The 22,005-nt window shown below is 72.5% G+C and carries 22 protein-coding genes; 13 read left to right on the top strand and 9 right to left on the bottom strand.

The window, feature by feature from the left end; translation table 11 throughout:
• Nucleotides 1–51: 51 nt before the first annotated feature.
• Together ACFZDL_RS43475 and ACFZDL_RS43470 are read right to left on the bottom strand one after the other, a co-directional pair.
• Nucleotides 52–888 carry a hypothetical protein gene (locus ACFZDL_RS43475; protein ID WP_353596178.1) on the bottom strand — a complete coding sequence of 279 codons (837 nt, stop codon included), beginning with the start codon at nucleotides 886–888 and terminating at the stop codon, nucleotides 52–54.
• Nucleotides 889–1,012: 124 nt separating this feature from the next.
• On the bottom strand, nucleotides 1,013–2,188 hold the full coding sequence (locus ACFZDL_RS43470) for a protein kinase (RefSeq protein WP_391194159.1): 1,176 nt from the start codon (nucleotides 2,186–2,188) through the stop codon (nucleotides 1,013–1,015).
• A gap of 497 nt (nucleotides 2,189–2,685) precedes the next feature.
• Between ACFZDL_RS43470 and ACFZDL_RS43465 the strand changes: the two genes are divergently transcribed.
• Together ACFZDL_RS43465 and ACFZDL_RS43460 are read left to right on the top strand one after the other, a co-directional pair.
• Nucleotides 2,686–3,306, top strand: coding sequence for a helix-turn-helix domain-containing protein (locus ACFZDL_RS43465; RefSeq protein WP_353596179.1), 621 nt, complete (start codon nucleotides 2,686–2,688; stop codon nucleotides 3,304–3,306).
• 71 nt (nucleotides 3,307–3,377) lie between these two features.
• Nucleotides 3,378–4,568, top strand: a complete 1,191-nt coding sequence (locus ACFZDL_RS43460; RefSeq protein ID WP_353596180.1) for an acyltransferase — start codon at nucleotides 3,378–3,380, stop codon at nucleotides 4,566–4,568.
• A gap of 21 nt (nucleotides 4,569–4,589) precedes the next feature.
• Here the strand turns inward: ACFZDL_RS43460 and ACFZDL_RS43455 are convergent, their stop codons facing one another.
• Both ACFZDL_RS43455 and ACFZDL_RS43450 read right to left on the bottom strand, forming a co-directional pair.
• Nucleotides 4,590–4,847, bottom strand: coding sequence for a twin-arginine translocase TatA/TatE family subunit (locus tag ACFZDL_RS43455; RefSeq protein ID WP_353596181.1), 258 nt, complete (start codon nucleotides 4,845–4,847; stop codon nucleotides 4,590–4,592).
• A 187-nt stretch (nucleotides 4,848–5,034) separates the two neighbouring features.
• On the bottom strand, nucleotides 5,035–5,610 hold the full coding sequence (locus ACFZDL_RS43450) for a TerD family protein (protein WP_353596182.1): 576 nt from the start codon (nucleotides 5,608–5,610) through the stop codon (nucleotides 5,035–5,037).
• A 189-nt stretch (nucleotides 5,611–5,799) separates the two neighbouring features.
• On the opposite strand from ACFZDL_RS43450, the gene ACFZDL_RS43445 reads away from it, so the two are divergent.
• Both ACFZDL_RS43445 and ACFZDL_RS43440 read left to right on the top strand, forming a co-directional pair.
• A complete protein-coding gene (locus ACFZDL_RS43445; protein WP_353596217.1) occupies nucleotides 5,800–6,201 on the top strand; it encodes a BlaI/MecI/CopY family transcriptional regulator in 402 nt (133 codons plus the stop codon).
• A gap of 3 nt (nucleotides 6,202–6,204) precedes the next feature.
• Nucleotides 6,205–7,152 carry a M56 family metallopeptidase gene (locus tag ACFZDL_RS43440; protein ID WP_353596183.1) on the top strand — a complete coding sequence of 316 codons (948 nt, stop codon included), beginning with the start codon at nucleotides 6,205–6,207 and terminating at the stop codon, nucleotides 7,150–7,152.
• Between the two features lie 13 nt (nucleotides 7,153–7,165).
• On the opposite strand, the gene ACFZDL_RS43435 is transcribed toward ACFZDL_RS43440, so the two are convergent.
• Nucleotides 7,166–7,621: a TerB family tellurite resistance protein gene (locus tag ACFZDL_RS43435; RefSeq protein ID WP_353596184.1), complete on the bottom strand. Its 456-nt coding sequence runs from the start codon at nucleotides 7,619–7,621 to the stop codon at nucleotides 7,166–7,168.
• A 327-nt stretch (nucleotides 7,622–7,948) separates the two neighbouring features.
• On the opposite strand from ACFZDL_RS43435, the gene ACFZDL_RS43430 reads away from it, so the two are divergent.
• The 3 genes from ACFZDL_RS43430 to ACFZDL_RS43420 all read left to right on the top strand — a co-directional run bounded on the left by ACFZDL_RS43430 (nucleotide 7,949) and on the right by ACFZDL_RS43420 (nucleotide 11,259).
• A complete protein-coding gene (locus tag ACFZDL_RS43430) occupies nucleotides 7,949–9,376 on the top strand; it encodes a hemolysin family protein (protein ID WP_353596185.1) in 1,428 nt (475 codons plus the stop codon).
• The gene (locus ACFZDL_RS43425; protein ID WP_353596186.1) at nucleotides 9,373–10,398 is read left to right on the top strand and encodes a hemolysin family protein; all 1,026 of its coding nucleotides are present in this window, start codon (nucleotides 9,373–9,375) and stop codon (nucleotides 10,396–10,398) included. Before ACFZDL_RS43430 ends, ACFZDL_RS43425 begins: the two co-directional genes overlap by 4 nt.
• A 90-nt stretch (nucleotides 10,399–10,488) precedes the next feature.
• Nucleotides 10,489–11,259 (top strand): sulfite exporter TauE/SafE family protein, encoded by a 771-nt coding sequence (locus ACFZDL_RS43420; protein WP_353596187.1) that lies wholly within the window; start codon nucleotides 10,489–10,491, stop codon nucleotides 11,257–11,259.
• Here the strand turns inward: ACFZDL_RS43420 and ACFZDL_RS43415 are convergent.
• A complete protein-coding gene (locus ACFZDL_RS43415) occupies nucleotides 11,234–13,519 on the bottom strand; it encodes a PQQ-binding-like beta-propeller repeat protein (protein ID WP_353596188.1) in 2,286 nt (761 codons plus the stop codon). The genes ACFZDL_RS43420 and ACFZDL_RS43415 overlap by 26 nt on opposite strands.
• Nucleotides 13,520–13,732: 213 nt before the next feature.
• A complete protein-coding gene (locus ACFZDL_RS43410) occupies nucleotides 13,733–14,182 on the bottom strand; it encodes a DUF2000 domain-containing protein (RefSeq protein ID WP_353596189.1) in 450 nt (149 codons plus the stop codon).
• A gap of 49 nt (nucleotides 14,183–14,231) precedes the next feature.
• On the opposite strand from ACFZDL_RS43410, the gene ACFZDL_RS43405 reads away from it, so the two are divergent.
• The 5 genes from ACFZDL_RS43405 (at nucleotide 14,232) to ACFZDL_RS43385 (ending at nucleotide 17,050) form a co-directional block, all read left to right on the top strand.
• Nucleotides 14,232–15,032 (top strand): AraC family transcriptional regulator, encoded by an 801-nt coding sequence (locus ACFZDL_RS43405; protein WP_353596190.1) that lies wholly within the window; start codon nucleotides 14,232–14,234, stop codon nucleotides 15,030–15,032.
• Between the two features lie 102 nt (nucleotides 15,033–15,134).
• Complete coding sequence (locus ACFZDL_RS43400; protein WP_353596191.1) at nucleotides 15,135–15,494, top strand: DUF1330 domain-containing protein; 360 nt, start codon at nucleotides 15,135–15,137, stop codon at nucleotides 15,492–15,494.
• A 57-nt stretch (nucleotides 15,495–15,551) separates the two neighbouring features.
• Nucleotides 15,552–15,752: a hypothetical protein gene (locus tag ACFZDL_RS43395; RefSeq protein WP_353596192.1), complete on the top strand. Its 201-nt coding sequence runs from the start codon at nucleotides 15,552–15,554 to the stop codon at nucleotides 15,750–15,752.
• Between the two features lie 150 nt (nucleotides 15,753–15,902).
• Entirely contained in the window at nucleotides 15,903–16,574 is a 672-nt protein-coding gene (locus ACFZDL_RS43390; protein ID WP_353596193.1) for an enoyl-CoA hydratase-related protein, read from the top strand.
• A gap of 32 nt (nucleotides 16,575–16,606) precedes the next feature.
• Nucleotides 16,607–17,050: a PaaI family thioesterase gene (locus ACFZDL_RS43385; protein WP_353596194.1), complete on the top strand. Its 444-nt coding sequence runs from the start codon at nucleotides 16,607–16,609 to the stop codon at nucleotides 17,048–17,050.
• Between the two features lie 17 nt (nucleotides 17,051–17,067).
• Here ACFZDL_RS43385 and ACFZDL_RS43380 read toward each other — a convergent pair whose 3' ends face one another.
• On the bottom strand, nucleotides 17,068–17,811 hold the full coding sequence (locus tag ACFZDL_RS43380) for an aminoglycoside 3'-phosphotransferase (protein ID WP_353596195.1): 744 nt from the start codon (nucleotides 17,809–17,811) through the stop codon (nucleotides 17,068–17,070).
• Nucleotides 17,812–18,002: 191 nt separating this feature from the next.
• Between ACFZDL_RS43380 and ACFZDL_RS43375 the strand changes: the two genes are divergently transcribed.
• Complete coding sequence (locus ACFZDL_RS43375; RefSeq protein ID WP_353596196.1) at nucleotides 18,003–20,963, top strand: BTAD domain-containing putative transcriptional regulator; 2,961 nt, start codon at nucleotides 18,003–18,005, stop codon at nucleotides 20,961–20,963.
• Here ACFZDL_RS43375 and ACFZDL_RS43370 read toward each other — a convergent pair.
• Complete coding sequence (locus ACFZDL_RS43370) at nucleotides 20,947–21,636, bottom strand: glycoside hydrolase family 11 protein (protein WP_353596197.1); 690 nt, start codon at nucleotides 21,634–21,636, stop codon at nucleotides 20,947–20,949. The genes ACFZDL_RS43375 and ACFZDL_RS43370 overlap by 17 nt on opposite strands.
• Nucleotides 21,637–22,005 lie beyond the last annotated feature (369 nt).

Here is a 22,005-nt window from a genome sequence, read left to right as displayed (position 1 = left end):
ATACGTAAGCGGGGGCGGTTCTTCTCAGCGTTCTCTCAGCCGTCCTCCGGGTCAGGCTGTCGTGCCCCTCAGCAACACCAGGACGTCGCCCCACGAATCCAGCACACCCCCGTGCCCGGCGGCCCTGGCGGCCGCCTCGATGTCGCCGAACAGCGCCCGCTGCGCGGCGGCGTCGCCGGTGGCGGTGATCTGCCGCACCGCCGTCAGCAAGTCCCCGGTGTCCCAGCCCTCCAGCGGCCACCGCGCCAGCTCCCACTCCAGGAACTTGTTGAACGGGCGCAGCCGTCGCCGCAGCGCGAAGATCGACTCCAGCGCGTAGCCGATGCTGTCGGCGGCGTCCAGATGGGCGGCGAGGAGGTGGCCGTCGCGGTGGTTCTTGAGCGACCGGTAGCAGGAGTTGACGTACGCGTCCAGCCAGCGGTCGGCGGCGGTGCGGGCCTCGTCGGCGCCGACGGTGGTCTTCTCCGTGAGGAGACGCGCGATGCCAGTCCCGCCGTCGAGCCGGTCGAGCACCACGCGGGCGTGCAGCAGGGCGTAGCGGTCCATCTGGGCCGGGTCGCCGGGCAGCGCGTAGCGGCGGAACGCGCTGAGCGGCATGACGATGAGGTCGAGCTGTTCGGAGCGGTAGCCGTCGAGCGCGGTGAGGTCCATCGCGCCCTCGGCCCCGCCGTCAGCCCCGCCCTCGGTCCCGTTCGTGGCCCCGTTCTCGGCCGCGTCCTCGGCCTCGTCGTCGAGGACGACGAACAGGTCGTGGTCCGAGTGGCGCGTGGCCATGTCCTCATGGGCCTGGGAGCCCTTGAGGACAAGGCCGAGCACGCGGGGGTCGGCGGTGGCGTGGGCGACGAACGCCTCGTAGGTCAGGGGGCAGGGGAGGGGACGTGAGGTCATCGGCGGATCTCCAGGCGAAGGCGCCTCGGCTGCGCGGGGCGCGGAAGGTCGAGGTCAGGCCGCGGCCGTGGCGCGATGCGCCACGGCGAGGAGATCAACGCACGTCCCGAGGCTAGCAGCGCCGTCAGAGCCAGACGACACCGATCAGGATCGCGATGAGGAAGGCCAGGACGCCGGCGATCAGGCTCGCCACCCTCGGCCGGCGCCGGATGAGTTCGCGGACGCCACGCCGCTTCGCGGACGGGGGCGCGGATGCCGACGCGGGCGGGGCCGCGGGCGTGGGACGGCGTCTTCGGTCCGGGCGGGTGGCGGCGGGCTGCGGCAGGCGGTACGTGGCCACGGAGGGCGCCTCGGGCGCACGGGGCGGGGTGGCCGGCGGCATGGCTGTCGGTGCGGATGCCGGCGTTGCGGTGCCGAAGACCTGGGCGTGCGGGGGCGGCCCCTGCATGGGCGCGGGCCCCGGGGCGGGCTGCGGCATGGGTTCCGGGCGGCCCTGCCAGGCGCCCGAGCCGAACCAGTCGGCGATCTGCTGCGCGGAGGGGCGGTCCTCGGGCTGCTTCGCGAGCATGCCGAGCAGATAGTTCTCGAACGCGGGCGGCAGCGCGGCGCCCCGCCCGCTGGGCGGCACGGGCGCGGCGTCGATGTGCTGGGCGAGCGTGGCGGCGGAGGTGTCGGCCTGGAACGGTGGGGTGCCGGTGAGCAGTTGGTAGAGCAGGCAGCCCAGGGAGTACACGTCGGAGGCCGGGCTCGCGGGCCGCCCCAGGGCGCGCTCGGGGGCGAGGTAGAGGCTGGTGCCGATGATCTGCCCCGCCGTGGTGAGCGCGGTGGCGGGGTCGTCGACGAACCGGGCGATCCCGAAGTCGCCTATCTTGACCGTGCCGTCGGCGTCGGACATCAGGTTGCCCGGCTTGATGTCCCGGTGGACGATCCCCGTACGGTGCGCGGAGGCCAGCCCCGCGGCCGCCTGGGCGGCGATCGCGGCCACCCGCTCCGCGCGGAGCGTGCCCTGGGAGTTCAGCTCCTGGGCCAGGCTCTGGCCTTCGACGAGCTCCATCACCAGATAGAAGCGGCCGTCGCGTGCCCCGAAGTCGAACACGCCCACGATGTTGGGGTGGCTCAGCCGGGCCGCTGTCTGAGCCTCCAGCCGGAAGCGGGCCGCAGCCTGCGACGCGGGGTCGTCCCCGAGCAGCAGCTTGACGGCCACCGTCCGTCTGAGCACTTCATCGGTGGCCCGCCAGACCTCGCCCATCCCGCCGCGGCCTATGGGCGTCTCCAACCGGTACCGATCCGCCACCAGCACGTGTGCACCAACCTCGATCCTGATCGACCCTGAGCAAACCGACGCCGACGGACAGCAGCACCGTACGAGGAGGTAGGTGGTGGGGGGACCGCGACTGAATCAGGGTACCGAGCGTGGCTGCCGAGGTTTGAACGAAGCGGCCGCTAAGGCGGCTGCGCTGCGCGCGGGCTCCGCTTCGCTGCGCGTGGGCGGCGCTTCGCTTCGCCTGCGCCTGTGTGCCGTCTCGCGGCATTCGGCTCGGGCGGGTGCGGGTTTCGTCTCGGACCCTCCGGGTCCAAAGCGCCGGCGAGAAGGGGGAGGGGGGCGGCGGGCCCGGTGTCCCGATTCCTGGGCCCGGCGGGTGGCTGGGCTCAAAGAGGCTCCGCTGCGCTCCGCCGCAGCCGCTGCCGCGCGGTGGTTGAGCGAGGAGTCCAGCGGTGCGCTGGACCGGGGCGAGCGAGCGCGACGGATGGGCGGGCGCCGGGGGACGCTGCCGCGCCCCGGTCTAGCCTGCCGGTATGCGAGCGGTGGACAGAGCGGACCTGACGGGGCGGGCGCGGCTGCGGGAGGCGGCGCTCGAACTGTTCGCGGAGCGGGGTTTCGAGGCGACGTCCACGCGGGCGGTGGCGGCCGCCGCCGGGCTCTCCCCGGCCCTGGTGACCCGCCACTTCGGCTCCAAGCAGGGGCTGCGGGCGGCGGTGGACGAGTACGTGCTCGGGCGGATCGGCGAGGCGCTGGGCGGCCTTGACGCAAAGGGCGCGGACGGCGGGGCGCTGATGGCCTCGCTGGGGGAGGTCTCGGCGCGGCTGTTCGGGGCCGATCTGGTGCTGCGCGGCTATCTGCGGCAGGCGCTGCTGGAGGACAGCGAGGCGAGCGCGGCGCTGTTCGGGCGGTTGCTGCACGGGGCGCGCGGGGAGCTGGAGCGGCTGCGCGAGGCGTCCGGCACGTCGGCGCGAGGGGCCGACGAGGAGTGGGCGCCGTTCCAGCTGCTCTGCGTGATCCTCGGGCCGCTGCTGCTGGAGCGGGTCATGCAACCCAATGTGAGCGCCCCGATGTTCGCCCCCGAGGTGCTGGCCCGCCGCAGCGCCGCCAACCAGCGGCTGCTGCTCCACGGTCTGTTCGGGCCCGACGGTACGTAGGGCTGCCCCGAAGGCCGATACGGGGGACAGCCCTACCGCGCGGGTGTGCATGTGTACACCAAGCTCAACACATGGACACCAAGTCTTCTGCTCCATCCCGGTTCGCCTGGCTGGACAACCTCCGTATCGCCGTGACCGTCCTCGTCGTCGTCCACCACGCCGCCCAGGCGTACGGCCCGGGGGACTGGTGGTACGTCGAGGGCCGGCCGCACTCCCAGGCGCTGGCCACGCTGTCCGCGCTGGACGGCACGTTCGCGATGAGCCTGTTCTTCTTCGTCTCGGCCTACCTCGTGCCCGTCTCGTACGAACGTCACGGCGCCCGGCGCTTCCTGAGCTCCCGGCTGCGGCGGCTCGGCATCCCCTTGGCCGTCGGGGCGCTGACGATCGTGCCGGGGCTGATGTACGCGTACTACGTCCACTACCGCGGCTACGCCCCGATCTCCTACCCCCGCTATTTCACCGACATCTACCTGGGGCTCGGGGAGAAGCCGGCCGACTGGAGCGGCCCGTCCTGGCCGGATCTGCAGTTCGCCCACCTGTGGTTCATCCAGAACCTGCTGGCGTACTGCGCCCTGTACGTGCTGTGCCGGCAGGCCGCCCGGCTCGCCCGGCGGTGGCGTACGGAGCGGGGGGCCGCGCGCCCGGAGGGCGGCCGGATACCGGGGCACGGCGCGCTGGCGCTGCTGACCGTGGCGCTCGCGGTGGCCACCTACGCCGTACGGCTGCGCTATCCCCTGGACACCTGGGTGCCCTTCCTGGACTTTCTGCAGGTGGAGCCAGCCCGGCTGCCGCTGCAGGGGGGCTTCTTCCTGCTCGGCGTGGTGGCCCACCGATACGGGTGGCTCGAGCGCTTCCCCGCCCGGACCGGCCGGTTCTGGCTGGCGGGCGGCCTGGGCGGGGCCGCGCTGCTGTTCGCCGTCGGCCCGGACGCCGGCTGCTTCGCCCCGGGGGGCTCAGGATGGCGGTCCGCGCTGTGGTCGCTGTACGAGAGCGCCCTGTGTGTGGCGCTGTGCGTCGGGCTGCTCACCCTCTTCCGCGAGCGCTGCGCGGGCTCGGGGCGACTGCGCCGCGAACTGGCGGCCGGCTCGTACGCCGTCTACATCATCCATCTGCCGATCGTGGTGGCCGTGCAGTCCGCCCTGGGGAGCGACGGCCTTCCGGCGCTCGGCGCCTGGGCCCTGACGGCGGTCCTGGCGCTGGGCGCGGCGTTCCCGGCCGCCGCCGGGCTGCGCCGGCTGCCCGGATTCCGCTCGGTGCTGTGAGGCGGGGCGGCCGGGGCGGGGTCAGCGCGGAGCGGTGCCGCTGCCGGGGTCGGGCTCCGTCCGGGACCGGATGACGTCGCCGGGCTCGGCCCGGATCACGCGGTGTCCTGACGCGTCCTCGGAGACGGCGGGCGCGTCGTCGGACTTCATCGCCTTGGCCTCGCCCTTGAGGATGCGGGCCGACTTGCCCATGGAGCGGACCAGGTCGGGGAGTTTCTTGGCCCCGATGACGACGATGACGACGATGAGGAGGAGCGACAGCTCACTTATCCCGAGCATCGGTACCTGCTTTCTTCGCGGGGTGGTCGGCCGGGGTGACGTCAGGGCCGGAGAAGTCCGGCCGTGGCGCCGTGCGCCGCCGGCGCGCGCTGTCGGACGTAGTGGCCGTACTCGGTCGCCGCTGCCGCCGCCGGGCCGGGGCGCCCGAGGGCCCGGCCCGGCAGCGGCGGCGGTGGCGGCGGGGGCGTCAGACGCCGACCCCGTAGTCGGAGGCGATGCCCGCCAGGCCGGAGGCGTAGCCCTGGCCGACCGCGCGGAACTTCCACTCCGCGCCGTGGCGGTAGAGCTCGCCGAAGACCATGGCGGTCTCGGTCGCGGCGTCCTCGCTGAGGTCGTAGCGGGCGAGTTCGACGCCGTCGGCCTGGTTGACCACGCGGATGAAGGCGTTGCGGACCTGACCGAAGCTCTGGCCGCGGGATTCGGCGTCGTGGATGGAGACGGGGAAGACGATCTTGGTGATGTCGGCGGGCACGGCGGCCAGGTTCACCTTGATGGACTCGTCGTCGCCGTCGCCCTCGCCGGTGAGGTTGTCGCCGGTGTGCTCGACCGAGCCGTCGGGGCTCTTGAGGTTGTTGTAGAAGACGAAGTGCTGGTCGGAGGGGACCTTCCCGGCTTCGTCGCACAGCAGCGCGCTGGCGTCCAGGTCGTAGTCGGTGCCCGTTGTCGTCCGTACGTCCCAGCCGAGGCCGACGAGGACCGCGGTCAGGCCCGGTGCCTCCTTGCTGAGCGAGACATTGCCGCCTTTGGACAGGGAAACTCCCACGATCTCCTCCTGTGGCTCGGGTGTGCTGGTCGTCGGGCCCGGAGGAAAAATCTACAGCACTGTAGAAGAATTGGGGTGGGCGGTGTGCGGCCGCCGAGGCGGTACGGTCCTGTGGCGGCCGGTCGCCAGTGGCACCTCGCCCGCGCAGCGCGGCCTAGCGGAGGGAGACGGAAGGTGAGGCATGACCCTTTGAACCCGGACGAGGGCGGTCCGCGCCCGCGTTCCCGCCGGCGCGGGCAGGGCGAGCTGGAGGCGCAGGTCCTGGAGGTGCTGTGCCGGGCGGGCGGCCCGGTCACGGCGGCCTGGGTACAGGAGCGGCTTGAGGGCGACCTGGCGTATACGACGGTGATGACGATCCTCTCCCGGCTGCACACCAAGCAGGCCGTGGCGCGGGAGCGGGTGGGCCGGTCGTTCGTATGGCGGGCCGAGGCGGACGAGGCGGGCCTGGCCGCGCTGCGGATGCGCCGGGTGCTGGACGGCCAGGACGACCGGGAGGCCGTGCTGGCGAGCTTTGTGACGGGGCTGTCGGCGGACGACGAGCGACTGCTGCGCGATCTGCTGAGCGAGGCGGCGGAGGAGCCGGAGAGCTGACCCATGGGCGTGTTCGTCTTCCTCCCCCTGGTGCTGCCGCTGACGGCGCTGCCGATCGCGCGCCTGGCCGAGCAGCATCTGCATCCGCGCGCCGCCACCCGCCTGCTGTCGCTCGTCGGGGGCGTGCTCGCGCTGTGCTCGACGCTGTGCCTGGGCCTGCTGGTCGTCGTCGGCACGGCCCAACTGCCGGGCAATCCGCTGCCGGACGGCTGGTCCGACCCCGAGGTGCGGGCGGCGGTGCCGTACGACGAGGTGGCCGGGAAGGCCGCGATCGGCGCGCTGGCCGTGGTGGCCACCGGCTGTGCGGCCACCCTGGTGCGGCATGTGACGGTGCGGCGGCGGGCCCAGGCGGCGCTGGTCGGCATGCCGGACTCGCCGGTCGCGGTGCTGCCCGACGGCAAGGCGTACGCGTACGCCCTGCCCGGCGGGCCGGGCGGCTGCCGTGCGCGGGGGCGGATCGTCGTCTCCACCGCGATGCTGGAGTGTCTGAACGCGCGCGAACGGCAGGCGCTGATCGCCCATGAGCGGGCTCATCTGGCCGGACGGCACCATCGCTATCTGCTGGTGGCCCAGTTGGCGGCGCGGGCGAACCCCCTGCTGCACGCGCTGCGGGGCGCGGTGGCCTACTGCGCGGAGCGGTGGGCCGACGAGGAGGCGGCGGGGGCGGTGGGGGACCGCAGGGTGATGGCGCGGGCCGTCGGCAAGGCGGCGCTGGTCTCGCGGGGCACCCCCACCCCCACGCTGGCCGGATTCGCCGCCCCCGGGCCCGTGCCGCGGCGGGTGGCCGCGCTGCTGGGGCCGGTGCCGCCCGCGCGCTGGTGGCCGCCCGCGGCCACGGCGGCCGGCCTGGCCGCCTGGATCGCGGCCGCCGGCACCGCCGCGTCCGCGCTGTCCTCGGCGAACGCGGCGGTGGCGCTGTTCCTCGTCCTGCAGGCGGCCACCCCGCTGTGACGGGCGGGCGGTCCTACAGGTCGAACTCGGCCGGCGGCAGCTCCAGGGCGAAGCAGGCCTCGCGCACGATGCCCTGCTCGGTCTTGTCGAAGTTGCCGTCGGCGCCGCCGATGACGATGCCGATCTGGATGACGGCCCGCGCCTCGGCGGGCTTCTTCTTCGCCTTGGCGACCTCCTGCAACAGGCTGACCTTGCCGAACTCGAAGTCGGCGGTGATCTTGTTGAGGTAGTCGTTGAAGCGGCGCTGCAGGTCGTCCGCGGAGAAGTTCTGCAGCACCTCGTTGGTGGCGATGAGCTGGGCGACGCGCTGCCGCTCGGACGGGTCGACGCTGCCGTCCGCCGCCGCGACCAGGGCGCACATCGCCATGCTCGCGTCACGGAACGCACCGCTCTTCAGGTCGTTCTTCTTCGCGACGAGCTGAGTCTGCATCGTCTGGGCGGAATCCTTGATGCGATCCCACAGGGCCATGAGAACTCCGTACGTGTGTTGTTTCTACAGTGTTGTAAAAGCTAGCAGGATGCGTGTGGCGGCGGCCGGTGCGGCCGCCGGTTCACAAGTTACTCTGCGCGATATGGCCTTCTACATGCATGTAGAAGCGGGGAAGGGGTACCGTCCACTGGAAATGCTTTACCATCCTTTTACGTTGGTTGGGAGAGGATCCCTTCCCCCTGTACGAGGGCCCATGCGGCCCACCCGAGCGATGAAAAGGAGCGGCGGACCCGCCATGGGTGAACCTCCCAGTACCGGCCGTGCCATCCCCCGTCGGCAGCCGAGCGGTGAGTGGGGGGTGACACGGTGACCGAGGTCCTGCTGCTCCTGCTGGCGCTGCTGCTCACCCTGGCCTGCGCGGTCTTCGTGGCCGCCGAGTTCTCGCTCACCACGGCCCCGCGCGGTGAGCTGGAGCGCGCGGTCGAGGCGGGCGAGCGCGGTGCCGAGGGCGCCCTGGCCGCCGTCCGCCGGCTGACCTTCCAGCTGTCCGGCGCCCAACTGGGCATCACCGTCACCTCCCTGGTGATCGGCATGCTCGCCGAGCCCTCCCTCGCCGCGCTGCTGCGCGGCCCCCTGCGCGCCGTCGGCCTGGGCTCGGCCGCCTCCTCGGTGGCCACCGTGCTGGGCGTGGCCACCTCCACCGTGGTGCTGATGGTGGCCGGCGAGCTGGTGCCCAAGAACTGGGCCATCTCCCGCCCGCTGGCCGTGGCCAAGGTCGTGGCGGGCCCGCAGCGCGGCTTCACCGCCGCCTTCTCGCCGTTCATCCGCCACCTCAACAACTCCGCCAACCGCTTCGTACGCCGCCTCGGCCTGGAGCCCGCCGAGGAGCTGGCCGGCGCCCGCACCCCCGAGGAGCTGGTGGCCCTCGCCCGGCACTCCGCCGCCCAGGGGGCCATCGAGCCGGACTCGGCCGAGCTGTTCGTCCGCACCCTCCACCTGGGCGAGCTGACCGCCGAGAACGTGATGACCCCGCGCGTGGACGTCCAGGCGCTGGAGGCCCACGCCACCGCCGCCGACGCCGCCAACCTCACCTTCGCCACCGGCCTGTCCCGCTTCCCCGTCTACCGCGACAGCCTGGACGAGGTCATCGGCACCGTCCACATCCGCGACGTCCTCGCCCTGGACGCCGCCAAGCGCGCCGACACCCCCGTCACCGACCTGCTCACCCCGCCGCTGCTGGTGCCCGACACCCTCCCCGTCGCCACCCTGCTGCAGCGCCTGCGCGCCGAGCGCGTCATGGCCGTGGTCATCGACGAGTACGGCGGCACCGCCGGGGTCGCCACCGTCGAGGACGTCGTCGAGGAGGTCATCGGCGAGGTCCGCGACGAACACGACCCGCTCGATCCCCCCGATCTGCTGCCCGCGCCGCCCGCCGACGACGGCCGTGCCGTCTGGGAGGCCGACGGCGGCGTCCGCCTCGACCAGCTCGCCGGCATCGGCCTCGTCGCGCCCGACGGCCCGTACGAGACGCTGGCCGGGCTGCTCGCCACCCGCCTGGGGCGCATCCCCGACGAGGGCGACACCGTCCATCTCGACGGCTGGGAGCTGACCGTCCTCGACGTGGACCACCACCGCGCCGACCGCGTCACCCTCACCGCCCCGGCGCGGCCCGCCGCCGAACCCGCGGCCGGCCCCGCCACCGAGCCCGCCCCGGGCAAGACCACAGGCAAGGCCACAGGCGAGACCACAGACAAGGTCACGGACAAGGCCACAGACAAGGAGGACGCCCGATGACCGTTCTGCAGCTGGCCATCGGCGCCCTCACCCTGCTCACCAACGCCTTCTTCGTCGGCGGCGAGTTCGCCCTGATCTCGGTGCGCCGCAGTCAGATCGAACCCGCCGCGCAGGCCGGCGGGCGGCGCGCCCGCACCGTGCTGTGGGCGCTGGAGCACCTGTCCGCCCTGCTGGCCACCGCCCAGCTGGGCATCACCATCTCCTCGCTGGTCCTGGGCGCGGTCGCCGAACCGGCCATCGCCCATCTGCTGGAGCCCGGCTTCGACGCGGTGCACGTCCCGCAGGGCCTGGTGCACCCGATCGCCTTCGTCCTGGCCCTCACCGCGGCCACGTATCTGCACATGCTCATCGGCGAGATGGTCCCCAAGAACATCGCCCTCGCCGCCCCCGAGCGCACCGCGCTGCTGCTGGGCCCGCCCCTGGTGGCCCTCACCCGCGCGCTGCGCCCCGTCGTCTTCGGCATCAACGCCTTCGCCAACGCGCTCCTGCGGCTGCTGAAGGTCGAGCCGAAGGACGAGGTGGAGTCGGTCTTCACCGACGACGAGCTCATCCGGCTGGTCCGGGACTCCAGCGCCGCGGGGCTGCTCGACCCCTCCGGCAGCGAGCGGCTGCGCGACGCCCTGGAGCTGGGCACCCGGCGGGCCGGCGACGTCCTGGTGCCGCTGGAGGAGATGGTCACCGTCGGCCCCGAGGTCACCCCCGACCAACTGGAGCGCGCCGCGGCCGCCTCCGGCTACTCCCGGCTGCCGGTGATCGGCCCGGCCGGGGCGGTGCTCGGCTATCTGCACATCAAGGACACGCTCGGGGCGACCGACCGGGACAAGCCCTTCCCGCGCACCGCCCTGCACATCGTCACCCGCGTACGCGCCGACACCCCGCTGGACGACACCCTCACCGCGATGCGCGGCGCGGGCACCCACCTGGCGGCGGTGACCGGGGACGACGGCGGCGCGGTGCTGGGCTTCGTCACCATGACGGACGTCCTGGACGAGCTCGTGGGCCCCGAGCGCGCGACCGTCTAAGTATGTGGACGCTGTCTTGCATACGAGACAGCGAGTCTGGAGGATGAGCCGACGGCACACGCGGGCACGGGCAGGAGCGGGGAACTGGAGATGGGAATCGGGTCCTCGGCACTGCTGGTGTCGGCCGGCGTGGCCTCGGGGCTCGCCGGCTCCATCGCCGGACTGGCCTCGCTGTTCAGCTATCCGGCCCTGCTCGCGGCCGGTCTGCCGCCCGTGGCCGCCAATGTGACCAACACGGTGGCGCTGTTCTCCAACACGGTGGGCACCGCGGCCGGGTCCCGGGCCGAACTGCGCGGTCAGCGCGACCGGCTGCTGCGGCTCGGCGTCCTCGCCGCGCTCGGCGGCGCGGTCGGCGCCGCGCTGCTGCTCTCCACCCCGTCCTCGGCCTTCGAGGCGGTCGTGCCGTGGCTCATCGCGCTCGGCTCGGTGCTGATCCTCGTCCGTGACCCGCTGCGCCGCCTGGTGGCGTCGCGGCCACGCCCGCTCGGGGCCGCCCGTCCCACGCTCCCCATGGCCTGCGCGGTCCTGGTGGTGGGCCTGTACGGCGGATACTTCGGCGCGGCCTCAGGCGTGCTGATGCTGGCGGTGCTCTCGCTCTCCGCCGCCGCCGGGGAACCGCTTCCGGTCACCAACGCCGTCAAGAACATCGCCACCGGCGCGGCGAACATCACCGCCGCGGTCGCCTACGCCTTCGTCGCGCCCGTGCACTGGGGCGCCGCGGTGGCGCTCGGCGTGGGCGCCCTCGTCGGCAGCTGGGTGGGGCCCGTGATCGTACGGCGGCTGCCCGAGACACCCCTGCGGATCGCCATCGCCCTGGCCGGTCTCGGCCTCGCCGTCAGCCTGTGGCGCCAGGGGACGTGACCTGCCCGGACGCGGACGGCCGGTTCGAGCCCTGGGCCGAGGGCCGGTCCGGGCGCACGGAGAACGCCGAGTACCCGGCCGTGGCCACGATCGCGTCCTTGACGAGCGTCACGCTCGGCGGGACGGCCACCCCCCCGACCCCGACGTTGTCCAGCCCGGTGACGCGCCACGCCTCCGCCCCGGTCCTGGTGTTCAGCGCCAGCAACCGGCCGAAGCGGTTGGAGAAGTACACCTGTCCGTACTTCTTGGACCTCACCGGCGGGGACAGGCTCTCGATGCCCGTCGACCTCCGCCACAGCCTCCGGCCGGTGTCCGCGGACACGGCGCTGACCGTCCCGTTGTCCTGGACGAAGTAGACGACGCCGTTCAGCACGGTGGCCGAGCCGTACATGGTGTGGGCCAGCGCGGTCCGCTCGGTCTCGCCGGTGCGCGGGTCCACTCGGATCAGGGCGTTGTACGGCCGCACGTACCCCTCGTCGTACACGTCTTTCGCGGTCTGCGGCACGAGGAACACGGGCTGGTCGTGGAAGGCGCCGAGGAGCAGCGACTTCTTGGGGAGGGTGGCGAGTTCGCGCGGGGTGCCGTCAGCGGGGTCGAGCCGCAGCAGGGTGTACGGGCCCTCCTCGGCCAGGCCGGACTCGTCGGTGGGTGAGCACAGGGCGTACGGGACGCCGCCCAGCACCGTCGGCTCGCAGAACTTCCCCGCGAGCGCCGGCGACCGCCACAGCAGTTGACCCGACGTCCCGTACGCGATGAACTCCTGTTCCCCGTCCGCCAGCGTCAGCACCCCGCCGGAGAACAGGACCGCCGACCCGGCCCCGCTCATCCGCTGCTCCCACCGCTGTTCCTTGGTGTCGGCGTCCAGCGCCACCACGTACCGGCCCCGCCCCGTCGTCTCCCGGTAGGCGTAGACGACCCCGCCGCGCACGCCGATCGGCCGCGCCTGCTGCGGGATGTCGCCCCACCGCCACCGGACGCGACCGGTGGCGGCGTCCACCGCGGCGACGGTGAAGCCCGTTCCGCCGCAGTACAGGGTGGTGGCCTCGGACACACACCCGGACTTCTGGTAGCCCATCCGGGGGCCGGACGTGGTGACGCTCAGCGACGTGCGCCAGGGGCGCCAGCCCTTGGGCAGCGCCGCGGTCGGCGCGGACGCGGTGTCCTTGGCCTGCGACGTGTCTGGGTCATCCGAGTTCGTCGCGTACATCACCGCCGCGACGGTCAGCCCGGCCAGGGCCAGGCCCGCGCCGACGGCGGTGAGGATCAGCCGCCCGCGTCGCCGCCCGGCGGCGGACTCGCCCGGGAGCCGGGGCGACGGGGACCCGGGGGCTCCTGCGGCACCGGTCCCTTGAGGGCCGGTCCCCCTCAGGTGGGTGCCTTGGGGGTGGGGCCCTTGCGGGCCGGGGCCCTGGGCGTCCGGCTTCACGGTGGCCGAGGGGGCCGCGGCGGCGAAGTCGGGCAGACCCTCGAGCATGCGGTGCAGTTCGGCCAGGTCGGGACGGCTGGTCGGCTCCTTGGCCAGGCAGCGTTCGGCGATGGCCGCGAGCGGCGCCGGGACCCCCACCAGCGTCGGGTGCTCGTACATCACCTGATAGCCCGACACATACGGGCTGTCGGAGTCGAACGGCCCGGTGCCCGTGGCCGCGTACACCAGCAGCGACCCCAGCGAGAACACGTCGGAGGCCGCGGTGACCCCCCGGGGGCTGCGCAGTTGCTCCGGCGACATGAAGGGCGGGGTGCCCAGCACCCGCCCGATGGTGACGGTGAGCGTCTGGTTGTCGGCGGCGCGCGAGATGCCGAAGTCGATGACGCGCGGCCCGTCCTCGGCCATCAGGATGTTGGAGGGCTTCAGATCCCGGTGCACCACCCCGACCTGGTGTATGTCGCGCAGCGCCTCGACGAGACCCAGCCCCAGCGTCCGCAGGGCCCGCCCGTCCAGCGGGCCTCCCTTGCGTACCACCTCGCTCAGCGTGGGCCCGGGCACATACAGCGTGGCCATCCAGGGCCGTTCGGCATCCGGATCGGCGTCCACCACGGGAGCGGTGAACGCCCCGCTCACCTTGCGTGCCGCCGCGACCTCCTGCCGGAAGCGGGTGCGGAACTCCTCGTCCTGCGCGTACTGCTCGTGCACGAGCTTGACCGCGACATACCGCCCCGAGGCCGACCGCCCGAGATAGACCACGCCCATGCCGCCCGCGCCCAGCCGCTCGACCAGGGTGTAGCCGCCTATGGATTCAGGATCCCCGGTGCTCAGGGGCATCGCCCATCCCGCCTTATCGTCTTTCTCGTCGCTCGAACGCCCGTGCCCGCACTAGATTAGGTTCGGCGACCGTGTGAGTGGCCCATCACGCGCGACCGGCGCTCGCACGTGCACTGACCCTCCACACTTCCATGGCTCCCGGGCCGCCGCCGAATGGCGGCCGGACGGCGCCCGGGGCGTGGCGTTCAGAACGTGGCGTTCAGGGCGTGGCGCTCAGGGGTGCATCCGAGCGCCCTTGATCACCTTGTCGACCGCGTTGCGCGGCCCGTACACGGCCAGCCCCACCAGGTCCAGCCGGCCCCTCGGCACGGCCCGTACCGCCGCGCGGTTGTCCCGGTCGTTTCCGGTGGTGAAGAGGTCGGAGGTGAACAGCGCCCGGGGGAGCGAGCGGGACAGGGCACGGGAGTGCGCCGCGGTCAGTGTCTCCTTCGTCGCCTCGAAGACCAGGACGGGCTGGCGGAACATCGGCAGGTACGGGGTGCCGTCGGCGTCGGCGTACGGTTCGCCGATCACCTCGGGCAGCTCCGTGCCCAGGCCGCTGACCAGGAACGCGGTCACATTCAGCCGCTGCCAGGGCTGCAGATCCTCCCGCAGCACCACGGCGATCTTCGTGTCGAAACGTACGGGGGCGGTCTCGGTCGTCAGGCTCGTCAGGCTCGTCATGCTCCGAGGCTGCCGACCGCCCCGCCGTACCGTCTTGTACGTTTCTTGCATGGTGTCCCGGCACAAGGTATCGGCGTGGCGCCCGCAGGTCCCGGGCGTCGTCGAGGTCTTCCATGCCCACTTCACCGAGCACGCCTACCCGATGCACGTCCACGACGTGTGGACCCTGCTGATCGTCGACAACGGCGCGGTCCGCTACGACCTGAACCGCCGCGAGTGCGGCACCCCTGACGACACGGTCTCCCTGCTCCCCCCGCAGGTGCCGCACAACGGCTCGCCCGCCACCCCGCAGGGATTCCGCAAGCGGGTGCTCTACCTGGACCTGTCCCAGCTGGACGAGGGGCTCATCGGCCCGGCGGTGGACAACCCCGACATGGTCGACCCCCTCCTGCGCCGGCGCATCGGACAGCTGCACGCGGCACTGGCCCGGCGCGGCGACGAACTGGAAGCGGAGAGCCGCCTGGCCCTCATCGGCGAACGGCTGCGCGGACACCTGCGGACCCGGTTCGCCGCCTCCCCGCCGAGGACCGACCTCGGCGTGGCCCACAGCCTGCGGGAACTGCTCGACGAGCGGCTGTCGCACGGCGTGACCCTGGACGACGCCGCCAAGCTGGTGCACGCCCACCCCACCCACCTGGTACGGGCCTTCAGCACGGCCTTCGGCATCGCACCGCACCAGTACCTGATGGCCCGACGGGTCGACCGCGCGCGGCGGCTGCTCCTCGACGGCCGGCCGCCCGCGGAGGTGGCGACGGCGGTCGGCTTCTACGACCAGCCGCATCTGACCCGGCACTTCAAACGGTTCGTGGGCGTCACCCCGGGGCGCTACGCACCGAAGACCCGGCGGTGACCTGGTCGATTACCTCCCAGGTCATCGACCGCCGCGGCCCCCGTGCGCCACGATCGTCGGCATACGGACCCCACGGCTCCACCGACCGGAAGGACGCCACCCATGCCCGCCTACGTCATAGGCCATCTGCGAGAGGCCGCCCCGCACCCGGAGATCGCCGAGTACATCGAGCGCATCACCGCCACTTTCGAGCCGTACGGCGGTCGCTTCCTCGTCCACGGCGCGCGGCACGAGGTGACGGAGGGCAGCTGGCCCGGACATGTCGTGGTGATCGGCTTCCCGGGGATCGCCGAGGCGCGGGCCTGGTGGGACTCACCCGCGTACCAGGAGATCGCACCGCTGCGTTCGCGGCACATCGAGGGCGACATCATCCTGGTCCCCGGCCTCCCCGAGGACTACGACGCGGCCGCCACCGCGCGGGCGATGCGGGAGGCGATGGGGGAGGCGGTGTCCGCCGCGTGAGGGCCGCTCGCTGTTATTCGGTGGTCGGCCGGGAAGGCCGAAGGGGATAGTGAGCGCATGAGTCCCGCAGTGAGCCGCATGGTCGGCATCGCAGCCCTGCTGGTCGGCATCGCCGTCGCGCTCTGGCTGGCCTTCGGTCCTCCGCGGGACTGGGAGGGCGGTATGAGGTGGCTGCGGCACGGGCTGGTGTGGGGGGCCCTGGGACTGGCCGCCCTTTCGGCCCGGCTGATGTTTCCCGCCACGCGGAAAGACGCCTAGAAGCGCGGCGGCGGGCTGCCCGGGCCCGCCACCGGCGGGGACCCTTGCGTCTTCTGTGCCGGGCGGCATAAGTTACCGCCAGGTAGGAAGAGCTGCGCGAAGGCGCTGGGGTCGAAAGCGGCTTCCGGGCTTCGCCCGCGAGGAGTAGCCATGCCCACGCTGGACCGCCACGACAACGTCTTCGTACTCGACCTCGGGGACGGCGAGAACCGTTTCCATCCCGACTGGCTCGACTCCGTCAACGCCGCGCTGGACGAGGTCCAGGGCGCGGAGGGGCCCCGCGCCCTGGTGACGGCCGCCACGGGCAAGTTCTACTCCAACGGCCTGGACCTGGACTGGCTCTTCGCCCACTCCGATCAGCACCACGCGTACGTCGTCGCCGTACACGGCCTGCTGGCCCGGATGCTGTCCCTGCCGCTGGTGACCGTGGCCGCGCTGCAGGGGCACACCTTCGCGGCGGGCGCGATGTTCTCCCTGGCCCATGACGTGCGCGTGATGCGCGCCGACCGCGGCTACTGGTGCCTGCCCGAGGCGGACATCAACATCCCCTTCACGCCGGGCATGTCCGCGCTCATCCAGGGACGGCTGGCCCCGCAGACCGCCCATGAGGCCATGGTCACCGCCCGCCGCTACGGCGGCCACGACGCGCTCGCCGCGGGCATCGCCGACCACGCGGTGGCCGAGGCCGCCGTACGGTCGACCGCCATCGAGTACGCCGCGGCGCAGGTGGGCAAGGCCGGAGACAACCTCGCCACCATCAAGGCCCGGATGTACGCCCCCGTCCTGGCCGTCCTGCGCGACAAGGACATCCCCCTCGGCTGACGCCGACGCACCCCGCGAGGAAGCCCCGCCCCATGTCGACCACTGACCCCACCGCCCTGTCCGGCCTCGACCTGATGCGCTGGATACAGTCCGAGCGCCCCGCCGACATCCCCTCCATCGGCCGCCTGCTCGGCATGCGCTTCGACGAGGTCGACCACGGACGCGTCGTCGTCTCCCTCGACACCCGACCCGACTTCGCCAACCCCCTCGGCACCGTCCACGGCGGCATCGCCGCCACCCTCCTCGACTCGGCCATGGGCTGCGCCGTCCACACCACCCTCCCCGCCGGCGTCGGCTACACCACGCTGGAGCTGAAGGTGAACTACATCCGCGCCGCCGGCACCGAAGGGCAGACCCTGACCGCCGAGGGCACCGTCATCCACTCCGGCCGCCGGACGGCCACGGCCGAGGGCAAGGTGCTGGACGAGCGGGGAAAGCTGATCGCCCACGCCACGACCACCTGTCTGATCGTCTGAGCCGCCGGCGATCCGGCTCAGGTCGCGTCCCACAGACGCCGGTAGAAGTCGATCCGCTCCTGGTCGGGGCTGACGCCGTAGCCGTCGAGGAGAGCGCCCTCCCAGCCCGGCCCGTAGTTCCACTCAGTGCTCCACGTGGCCACGGCCAGATCCGCCCACCGGTCGGCGAGGCCGAGGGCGCCCATGTCCACATGGCCGGACCACGTGCCGTCCTCGTGCAGCAGCGTGTTGGGCGCGCAGGGGTCCCCGTGGCAGACGACCAGGCGGTCGACCGACGGCGGTGCGGGCAGGTCCGCGGGCACCGCGACGCCCGCGCGCCGGGCCACGTCCAGCCGGTGGTCGACCGACCAGCTGAACGGGCAGTCGTCCACGGGCAGCCGCTCGTGCAGCGCCCGCAGCGCCGTCCCCAGGGCCCGGACGGCCGTCCGTGGGTCGGCCTTCCACCGGGGGCTGACGGCGCTCTCGCCGGGCAGCCCCTTGGTGACCATCCAGTCCCCGTCGTCGTCCGACCCGAGATCCAGAACCTCGGGAACGGGCGTATGGCGGCCGGCCCAGCCGAGGCGAGCGGCCTCATCCGCCAGATCCGCCGGCGAGCCCTTCGGATCCCACTTGGCGAACAGCCGGTTCTCCCCGCTGCCGAGCTGGAAGGTCAAGCCGCCCAACTCGTTCTGCCATACGGGCAGCACCGGCCGGTCCCCGGCCAGAGCGTTGATCGGCGCGGGCACTCGCACGGGGTGGGTCGGCGGTCCGGAGACATGCATAGGCGCATGCTCTCCTTCTCACGGCACTGAGGGCGAGTGATTTCCGCCGGGGGGGGGCTGGGCCCCATCCGCCTGGGTACTCAACTTCGGCCACATGAGTACTCAGCTTGGTGGAACCTTGGCTGAAACATGAACTGGCTGCTCGGGGCACGTCTTGCAAAAGTGGACCTCTGGCAACGGGGGAGTGGGCAATGCCGATTGAGTTCCGTGTGCTCGGCGATGTCGGGGCGTATGTCGACGGAAAAGCGCTGGATCTGGGCCATGCGCAGCAGCGTTCGGTGCTGGCGGTGCTGCTTGCGGAGGCCGGGCGCACGGTGTCGGCCGAGCAGCTCATCGACCGGATCTGGGGCGAGGACTCCCCGCAGCGCGCCAAGGGGACGCTGTACAGCTATCTGTCCCGCCTGCGGAGTGTGCTGGCGGTGGCCGAGGACGAGTGCCGGATCGCTCGGCGCACGGGGGGTTACGCGCTGCTGGTCGACCCCGACTGCGTGGATCTGCACCGCTTCCGCGCCCTGGTCGAACAGGCCCGGGCCGTCGACGAGGCATCGGCCGCCGCGCCGCTGTTCGATCAGGCGCTGAGGGCGTGGCAGGGGGACTTCTGCGCGTCCTGCGACACCCCGTGGTTCGGTTCCGTACGTGAGGGATTACGGCAGGAGCGGCTGGCCGCCCTGCTCGACCGCTGCGACACCCTGCTCCTTCTCGGCCGCCACGCGGAGCTGCTGGCCGAACTGTTCACCCTCGTCGAGGAGCAGCCGCTCAACGAGCGGCTGGCCGGGCGCGTCATGCTGGCCCTGTACCGCAGCGGGCGCGTCGCGGAGGCGCTGACCCGCTACGACGCCTTCCGGCGCCGGCTGTCCGAGGAACTGGGCATCGACCCGGGGCCCCAGCTCAGGCAGTTGCACCAGCAGATCCTCACCGCGGACCCGGCGCTCGCCACTCCTGAGCCCGCGCCCGCCACCCCCGCCACGCATGCGGCCGCCACCCCCGCGCCCGCCCCTCATGCGGCCTCGTCCCCCGCCGCCGAGCCGGCCCCTCCGCCCGCCCCTCCCGCGGCCGGGCCGGCCCGCCACCCGGTCCCCGCACACCTGCCGGCCCCACCCCCCAGGTTCACCGGCCGCGCCCATGAACTGGACCAGCTGGCCCGCTTGCCGGCCGGCCGGGCCGGGGCCGAGGGCTCCATGGCGATCGCGGCGATCACCGGCCCCGGGGGCATCGGCAAGACCTGGCTGGCCCTGCACTGGGCCCACCGCCACCTGCGGGACTTCCCCGACGGCCAGCTCTACGTCAACCTGCGCGGCTTCGACCCCTCCGCCGAACCCGTCCCGGTGGCGGCGGCGATACGCGGCCTCCTCGACGCCCTCGGCGCCGACCCCGCGGCCATCCCCTCGGACGTGGAGGGGCAGGCCGGGCTGTACCGGAGCCTGGTCTCCGGCAGACGACTGCTCGTCCTGCTCGACAACGCCCGCGACAGCGACCAGGTCCGGCCCCTGCTGCCCGGCAGCCCCACCTGTACGGTGCTGATCACCAGCCGCCACCGGCTGACCGGGCTCGCCGCCACCCACGGAGTGCACGCCCTCGGCCTCGACGTACTCCCCGAAACCGAGGCCCGTACGCTGCTCACCCGCCACCTCGGCGACCAGCGGGTCGCCGCCGAACCCGCGGCCGTCCACACGCTCCTGGACCACTGCGGGGGGCTGCCGCTCGCCATCAGCATCCTCTCCGCCCGCGCCGCCGCACACCCGGACCTCCCCCTCTCGGCCCTCGCCGAGGAGGTCGAGGAGGCCGCCACCAGGCTCGACGCCCTGGACACCGGCGACGTCGCCGCCGACCTGCGGGCCGTGTTCTCCTCCTCGTACCGGGCCCTCGGGGCCGACGCGGCACAGACGCTGCGCCTGCTCGGCCTCGCGCCGGGCCCGGACATCGGCGTCCCCGCCGCCGCGAGCCTCACCGGTCTCCCCGAGCCCCGCGTCCGTGAACACCTGCGCACCCTGCAGGCGGCCCATCTGCTCCAGCAGCACACCCCCCACCGCCACCGCATGCACGACCTGGTCCGGCTCTACGCCGCCGAACAGGCCGAGGCCCTGTCGGCCACCCACCGCCAGGCCGCCCGACACCGCCTGCTGGACTTCTGCCTCCACAGCGCCTGTGCCGCCGCCGAGCTCCTGGACCCGCACGGGGACCGGGTCCCCCGGCCCGACCCCCGGCCGGGCGTCACACCGAAGGCGTTCGCGGACGAGGAAGACGCCCTCAGGTGGTTCACCGCCGAGCATCCGTTCCTGCTCGGCGCCATGGACCTCGCCCGCGCCTCCGGCTTCGACGCCCACGTATGGATGCTGGCCCAGGCCCTCGAGCCGTACTTCGACTACCGCGGCCACTGGCGGGACTGGGCCGACACCCAACACGCGGCGCTGCTCGCCGCGCAGCGGCTCGGCGAGCTGTCCTGGCAGGCCGACGCCCACCGCGGCCTAGGCGCGGTCCACACCCAGGTCAAGCGCCTGGACGAGGGACACGCCCACTTCCAGCACGCGCTGGACCTCTACGCCCGCTGTGGCGAGCGCCTGGGACAGGCCCATGCGTACCGGGGCCTGAGCTGGGTGTTCGTCGAACAGAACCGGCTGCGCGAAGCGCTTGTCCACAACGAACAGGCGCTCGCGCTCTACCGGCAGGCGGACCACCGGACCGGACACGCCAAGTCGCTCAACAACGCCGGGTGGCTGCACGCCATGCTCGGCGAATACGAGCACACGCTGGACTACTGCACCGAGGCCATCGAGCTCAACCAGAAGTCCGGAAACCGGCACGCCGAGGCCGGGGCCTGGGACAGCCTCGGCTACGCCCACCACCACCTGGGCAGTTACACCGACGCCGTGACCTGCTACCAGCGGGCCCTCGACCTCGTACGGGAATTCGGCGACCGGTGCGGAGAAGTCGAGATCCTCAGCCATCTCGGCGACAGCCACGACGCGCGCGACGCGCCCGACCTGGCCCGGTCCGTATGGCAGCAGGCCCTGAGGATCGCCGACGAGATCGACCACACGGCCGCCGACGAACTCCGGAAGAAGCTCTGCGATCCGGTCGACGCCGAGCAGAGCGACATCGGCGAGGGCGGGGTGGACTACTCGGAGGACGGGACGCTCACCCGCTCACCGTGAGATTCGAGTTCCCACTGCTCTGATAACCCTCCGTCGCGAGGATCATGTAGTACTTGAAGGTGCCCAGACCCATTCCGGAACGGGCCCACGCGTCGAAGTGATTGCCCGTGGTGATGGTCCCGCCCGTCCTCTTCGACTGCCGGACGCTCCAGTACTGGTTGAACGTGCGGTTGCCCTCGACGGACGGCGCGTTGTAGCGCGTCGTCAGGTAGGTGTCGTACGTACCGCCGTCGCTGGTCACCGCGCCCTTGTACGCGCCCGTGGGCCGGTAGGTGCCCCAGTTCTCGACGATGTAGTACTCCACGAGCGGGTTTGAGGTCCACCCATAGAGAGCTAAATAGCCGTTGCCGGACGGGTTGAAGCTGCCCGAGTAGTTCACACTCCTGCGTCCGCCGGTGGACCAGCCCTTGCCGCAGACGAAATTGCCGCAGTTCGTCCACGAGGTCCGGTAACTGCCACCGGCGGCCAGGGTCATGGAGACCGACCCACCGCCATTGGTCCAGAACGAGTAGTAGAAGCCGTTGTTGGTGCCGGTCTGATTGGTGGTGATGGTCGTGTCGGCGTAGGCGGTGCCGGGCAGCATCAGCCCTGATGTGACCAGCGCCAAGGCGCCGGCACGGCCGATGAAGTCCCTGCGGTTGACCGGGCGGGCGGGGGCGTTGTCCTCGTGCATGCTTTCCTCCTCATGAAGGCCGGCAGGTGGCCAGGCAGCGTGATACGGCCTGGCGGGCGGGCTTTGATGTGGGCGCCCGCGCGCGTCGGATGCGTGCGACGCGGCGGGGCTCGGGTGGTCGCCGTGCGGTCGGCGACCGGAGGATCAGGTCGTGCGGATGACCTGGATCGACAGTGTTAGACCGGGTGCGTCGGGTGTCAACAGTTTCCGCAAGGATTACGGAAACTCTGTCCCGCCCGGGGATCTTCTGAGAGGACATAAATCCTGTTCAGCGCCATGATCGTCTGATCGGGCAGGGGCTTGTCGACGAATCCTCCGGCTCGGGACCCGGAATCCGGAAGGCTGGTTCTGAAAAGTTTCCGGAGACTT

This window comes from Streptomyces sp. NPDC007917, from assembly GCF_042959105.1.
Lineage (GTDB): Bacteria > Actinomycetota > Actinomycetes > Streptomycetales > Streptomycetaceae > Streptomyces.
Note: the sequence above shows the minus strand (reverse complement) of the source record. Positions and strands in the feature narration are given on the sequence as shown.